5 protein-coding genes and 1 pseudogene are annotated in these 5,655 nt (G+C 71.4%); 2 read left to right on the top strand and 4 right to left on the bottom strand.

The genetic code is table 11. The features are described from left to right. Both RMO85_RS06455 and RMO85_RS06450 read right to left on the bottom strand, forming a co-directional pair. A pseudogene (locus RMO85_RS06455) lies at positions 1 to 376 on the bottom strand (sulfotransferase family protein); the annotation flags it as partial. A gap of 280 nt (positions 377 to 656) precedes the next feature. After that, the gene (locus RMO85_RS06450; RefSeq protein ID WP_310527694.1) at positions 657 to 2,000 is read right to left on the bottom strand and encodes a GH1 family beta-glucosidase; all 1,344 of its coding nucleotides are present in this window, start codon (positions 1,998 to 2,000) and stop codon (positions 657 to 659) included. 18 nt (positions 2,001 to 2,018) lie between these two features. Here RMO85_RS06450 and RMO85_RS06445 point away from each other — a divergent pair, with 18 nt between their 5' ends. After that, positions 2,019 to 2,699: a pirin family protein gene (locus RMO85_RS06445; RefSeq protein ID WP_310527693.1), complete on the top strand. Its 681-nt coding sequence runs from the start codon at positions 2,019 to 2,021 to the stop codon at positions 2,697 to 2,699. Here the strand turns inward: RMO85_RS06445 and RMO85_RS06440 are convergent. Beyond that, positions 2,689 to 3,579, bottom strand: coding sequence for a diacylglycerol kinase family protein (locus RMO85_RS06440; protein ID WP_310527692.1), 891 nt, complete (start codon positions 3,577 to 3,579; stop codon positions 2,689 to 2,691). The two genes, RMO85_RS06445 and RMO85_RS06440, sit on opposite strands and share 11 nt — an antisense overlap. Continuing rightward, entirely contained in the window at positions 3,580 to 5,151 is a 1,572-nt protein-coding gene (locus RMO85_RS06435) for an FAD-binding oxidoreductase (RefSeq protein ID WP_310527688.1), read from the bottom strand. Between the two features lie 17 nt (positions 5,152 to 5,168). On the opposite strand from RMO85_RS06435, the gene RMO85_RS06430 reads away from it, so the two are divergent. Beyond that, on the top strand, positions 5,169 to 5,655 hold a 487-nt coding region (locus RMO85_RS06430; RefSeq protein WP_310527686.1), incomplete at its 3' end, for a TetR/AcrR family transcriptional regulator.

The following is a 5,655-nucleotide window of genomic DNA, read 5'->3' as shown; positions in this document are numbered from 1 at the left end:
GCTCGGCGCTTGCGCGCCACAGGCCCAAGAACCACGCGGCGCGGGGGTCCTTGATGACGAGCTCGTCGACGCCGTCGACGAACTGCGACTCCAGCCACTGCGACACCCGCTCCCGGAGGGCGTGGTCCGCGCTGAGCTTGCCGGCCTCGAGCCAGGCGCGGGGACGGGCGTCGGAGACCTGCACTCCGCAACGGCCGAGGAGCTCGTGGTGCAGGTCGACGACCCACTGCGGTTCGCCGAATCCCTTGGGGTTGGTGGAGTCGGCCACCACCTCCGGCTGGGGCACGTGCAGGCCCAGCGTCTGAAGGGCGCCGCTCATCGTGCTGGTGCCGCTGCGGCCCGATCCGACCACGAACACGACCCGGCGACTCGACATGTCCGCAGCCTAACGGCGCGACCCGGTGCGCCGGTCCGGGCACGGTGCCGACACGCTCGCTGCGCGCTCCTCAGCCTGCGATGGGGGCGCCACCCGCCCGTCACACCCCTCTCCTCCCACCTTCCGGGGTAGTTCAGTGGGAGATGGTCGTCGACCGGGCCCATTGACGACCCTTTCCCACTGGACTACCCCCGGTAGGGCACTGGACTCCCCCGGAAAGGGGCGCCGGACCACCCCGGTGCGGGGTCGGTCGCCACCCCGGCGAGACCGGGCGGGCGACTCAGGACTCGACGCGCGCCTGGGCGGCGATGAGGGCGGCGTACCAGAAGTAGGACTTCTTCGGCGTCCGCTCCAGCGTCTCGAAGTCGACGTGGATGAGCCCGTAGCGCTGGGTCAGTCCCTCGGCCCACTCGAAGTTGTCCATCAGCGACCAGCAGTAGTAGCCGCGCACGTCGACTCCCCGCTCGATCGCCTGTTGGACCACGCGCAGGTGGGAGTCGAGGTAGTCGATGCGCAACTGGTCGTCGATCACCCCGTCGGCATCGGGCCCCCCGTTGTAGGAGCACCCCGACTCGGTGATGATGATCGGCGGCAGTGCCGCGCGGTAGCGGGCCCGGAACATGATCAGCCATTCACGCAGCGCGTCGGGGACGACCGGCCACCCACGGTCGGTGATCGGGTAGCCGAGGACGTCACGGAACTCGAACGGCATCTCCGCGTCCTCCGCGGCGGCCGCGACGCGCATCGGGTTGTAGTAGTTGACGCCGTAGAAGTCGAGGGGCTGGCGGATCGTGGCCATGTCGCCCGCCTCGGCCAGACCGTCGAGCAGCGGCGCCAGGTCCGCCGGATAGCGGCCGAGCAGCATCGGCTCGAGATACATCCCGTTCCACAGCGCGTCGAAGAGCTTGCTGGCGCCCACGTCGGCGTCGTCGTCGGTGGCCGGCCAGACCGGCGCGTGGTTGTTGGCGCAGCCGACGCTGGTCGCGCCGTGGCGACGCAGCTCGATCACGGCGCGGCCGTGCGCGAGCAGCAGGTGGTGGGCAACCCAGAGTGCGTCGAACATCAGGGTGCGACCGGGCGCATGCATGCCGACGGCATAGCCGAGGAACGAGACGACATTGGGCTCGTTGATCGGGATCCAGTGCGCGACGCGGTCGGCATAGCGCTCGGCCACGATGGCGGCGTACGCGGCGAAGCACTCGACGGTGTCGCGGTTCAGCCAGCCCCCGTCGTCCTCCAGCGCCTGCGGCAGGTCGTAGTGGTAGAGCGTCACCATCGGCTGGATGTCGTTCGCGAGCAGGGTGTCGATCAGCCGGTCGTAGAACTCCAGCCCCGCCTCGTTCACCGGCCCGCGCCCGGTCGGCTGGATCCGGGGCCAGCTCAGCGACAGCCGGTAGTCCTTGGTCCCCAGCTCCTTCATCAGCGCGACGTCTTCCTCGAAGCGGTGGTAGTGATCGCAGGCGACCTCGCCACTGCTGCCGTCGATGATCCGGCCCTCCTGCGCGGCGAAGGTGTCCCAGATGCTCGCGCCCCGGCCGTCCTCGTGCGCCGCCCCCTCGATCTGGTACGCCGCCGTGCTGGTCCCCAACCGGAAACCGGGGGGAAACTGGGGGAAATCGGTCACGTTCGCGAAGATATCGGCATGACGCTTGCCGTGTACGCGGGATCGAGCAGGTTCACCACAACCGGGCTGGACCGGACGACCCGCCACTCGTTCTCGTTCGGCGAGCACCACGACCCGGCCAACCTCGGCTTCGGGCCGATGATCGCCCACAACGACGACGTGCTCGAGCCGGGTGGCGGCTATCCGGACCACCCGCACACCGACCTGGAGATCGTCACCTGGGTCCTCGACGGGGTGCTCCTCCACACCGACGACGCGGGCAACACCGAAGAGCTCCGGGCGGGCCACGTCCAGACGATGAGTGCCGGTGCCGGGATCCGGCACGCCGAGGTGGCCGACGCGCACAGCGGCCCCACGCGTTTCCTGCAGACCTGGATCCGGCCGGACGAGTGGGGTACGCCGCCGAGCTGGCGCTCGGAGCGCGTCGAGCCCGGAGAGGGCCTGACCACCGTGGTGGGCGGGACCGCCCTGCCGATCGGCACCCGGGGCGCGTCCTTGAGCATCGCCCGCCTGCGACCGGGGATGAGCGCCGACCTGCCGGACGCGGCGCGCCAGCACGCCTTCGTCGCGGTCGGCCGTGGCCGGCTCCACGGCCAGGACCTCGGGCCGGGCGACGCCGTACGACTGACGGATCAGCCCGGTGTGAGCTTCGTGGCGACGGCCGACACCGAGCTGATCGTGTGGTCCTTCACGCGATGACGGTGAGCGCCCCCGGCCGCACCGACACGGTGGCGGGCGCTTCTCCGGGCGCGGGGAGCACGCCCAGCGCCTCGCCGTCGCCGCCGACCGGGACGGGCCGACGCGACGTCGCGCTCAGGGTGATCTCCCGGCCGGTGAAGACGTGCACCTCGTCGAGAGCCACGTGACCGCCGTCATACACGCTCGGCAGTGCCCTGATCAGCTCCCGCTTGGACGCCGCCTCGATCACGATGATGTCGAGCAGCCCGTCATCGAGCACGGCCGCGGGCGCGATGCGCATGCCCTTGCCGTAGTAGCCCGAGTTGGCGACCACGACCGTGGCGCCCTCGAACTCGTGCGCGACCCCGTCGATCGTGAGGTGATAGCGAGCGGGGGTGTACGTCGCCAGCGACCGCAGCGCGGCGAGCGGATACTGAGCGAACCTGGGCACGAACCGCGCCCGGTCGACGATCTCCGCCGCTCGCGCATCGACCCCGGCATAGACGGAGCCGGCGACGAGCCGCTCGCCGTAGGCGATCAGGTCGACCGTGCGCTCGTGGCCGGCGAGCAGGACGTCCGCCTGGGCCATCGGGTCGACGGGCAGGCCGAGCATGCGCGCGAAGTCGTTGCCGCGACCTGCGGGCACGATGGCGAGCGTGCCCCCGAGGTGGGCGACCTCGCCCGCGATGGAGGAGAGCATCCCGTCGCCACCGACGGAGACGACGACGTCCCCGCGGGCCACCGCGGCGGCCACCAGCGCCCGGGCCGCGTGCGCACCCGGTGAGTAGGTCACCTCGACACGGGCCCCCCGGTCGCGCAGTCGACGCGCGATCGGGACGACCGCCTCGGGAGCGGCGCCGCCGCCCGAGGCGGGGTTGACGAGGAAGGAGAAGGACTTCATCTAGATCAGCACTCCCGGGTTGAGGATGCCGGCCGGGTCGAGCGAGGCCTTGATGGCGCGCAGCACCTGGACGCCGACCGGTCCGATCTCCTGCTCGAACCACGGCTTGTGGTCGGTGCCGACGGCGTGGTGGTGGGTGATGGTGGCGCCGGCCGCGATCATCGCGTCGGACGCGGCCGTCTTGGCGGTGGCCCACTGGGCCAGCGGGTCGGCCGCCTCCTTGGCCGCGACGGTGAAGTAGAGCGAGCAGCCGGTCTCGTAGACGTGCGAGATGTGGCAGAGCACGATCGCCCCCTCGCCCAGCGTCGACTCGAGGGCGGCCTTCACATCGGCGTACAACCGCTCCCTGTTGGACCAGAACGTCGCCGTCTCCAGCGTCTCGACGAGGACCCCGACGTCGAGCATCGAGTCGCGCAGGTAGGGCGCGTTGAAGCGACCGTGCACCCACGAGAGCCCAGGCTCCTCGCCGAGGTCGACGCCGTGGAGGTCGGTGAGCAACGACGTGAGGGCAGCGCGCTTCGCTGCCACGGCGGACTGCGTGCCCTCGAAGCCGGTGATCATCAGGCAGCCGGGGTCGCCGGCACCACCGATCGAGGACGGGTCGGCCAGGTTGATCGCCGTCTCCGCCTCGTCGGAGAGCCGGATGACGGTCGGGAGCAGACCCTCCTGGGCCAGCGTGCGCATGGCGTCGGCGCCTGCGGCGAACGAGGGCCAGCGCCAGCCGACGTACTCCTTGACCACCGGCTGCCGACGCACCCGCACTGTGACCGAGGTGATCACGCCGAGCGTCCCCTCGGAGCCGAGGAAGACCTGGCGCAGGTCCGGACCGGCGGCGTTGGCCGGGGCGGAGCCGACGGTGATGGTGCCCGACGGCGTGACGACGGTGAGCGCGACGACGAGCGCGTCGAAGCGGCCGTAGCCGGCGCTGGACTGCCCACTCGACCGGGTGGCCGCGAAGCCGCCGACGGTGGCGAACTCGAACGACTGCGGGAAGTGACCCAGGGTCATGCCGTGCTCGGCGAGCAGCGCCTCGGCCTCCGGTCCCCGCAGGCCGGGCTCGAGGGTGGCGGTCATCGACTCCTCGTCGACGCCCAGCAGTCGCTTCATCCGGACGAGGTCGAGGCTCACCACCGCGGCGTACGCCGCCCGCGCAGCGACGAGGCCGCCGGTGACCGACGTCCCTCCTCCGAAGGGCACGACCGCGAGCCGGTGTGAGGCGGCCACGGCGAGGAGGGCCTCGATCTCGGCCTGGTCGGCCGGGCGGACGACCACGTCGGGAGCGTCGCTCAGGTCACCGGAGCGCGCCTTGAGCAGGTCGGTCGTCGACTTGCCACGCGTGCGCAGGGCGCGGGTCGCGTCGTCGACCAGGACGTGCTCGACGCCGACGACCCCCTCGAGCGCGGCCAGCGCGGCGGCCCCGATGACCGGCGCCGGCGGGGTCGAGCCGGCCAACATCGGGTGCTCGGTGATCCCGAAGGCCAGCTCGATCAGGCCACGGGCGGTTTCGGGCAGGGAGGTGGCGGCCGCGGGGTCTCCCCAGCGCTGCGGGTGCATCTCGATCTGTGGGCTCATGTGTTACAGTGTGACACATGACGTCACTTCGTCACAACGACTCTGGGAAACCGACCGCGACCGACGCCTACCTCGACGCCGCCCGCGACTGCATCCTCAACGTGGGCTGGCGGCGCACGACCCTGACCGAGGTGGCCCGTCGCGCCGGCGTCTCCCGCATGACGATCTACCGGTCGTGGTCCGACATGCCCAAGCTGCTGGGCGACCTGATGACCCGCGAGTGGTCCGCGATTGTCACCGCGAGCGACCACGGTGCGGGCAGTCGCGACGCAGCGCTCACCGACCGGGTGGTCGCCACGGTCCGCGCGTTGCGCGGCAACGAGCTGTTCCAGCGCATCGTGGAGCTCGACCCCGAGCTCCTCCTGCCCTACCTCCTCAACCGTCGCGGGCGCTCCCAGGACCTGATCCTGGGCCTGATCGAGGGCGCCATCCGCGCCGGTCAGGCCGAGGGCAGCATCCGCGCCGGCAACCCGACGGCGATGGCCCGTTCGCTGGTGCTCGCCG

Source organism: Nocardioides sp. (assembly GCF_031422975.1).
GTDB lineage: Bacteria > Actinomycetota > Actinomycetes > Propionibacteriales > Nocardioidaceae > Nocardioides.
The sequence above is the reverse complement of the archived record's forward strand: the minus strand, read 5'-3'. Positions and strand labels throughout refer to the sequence as shown.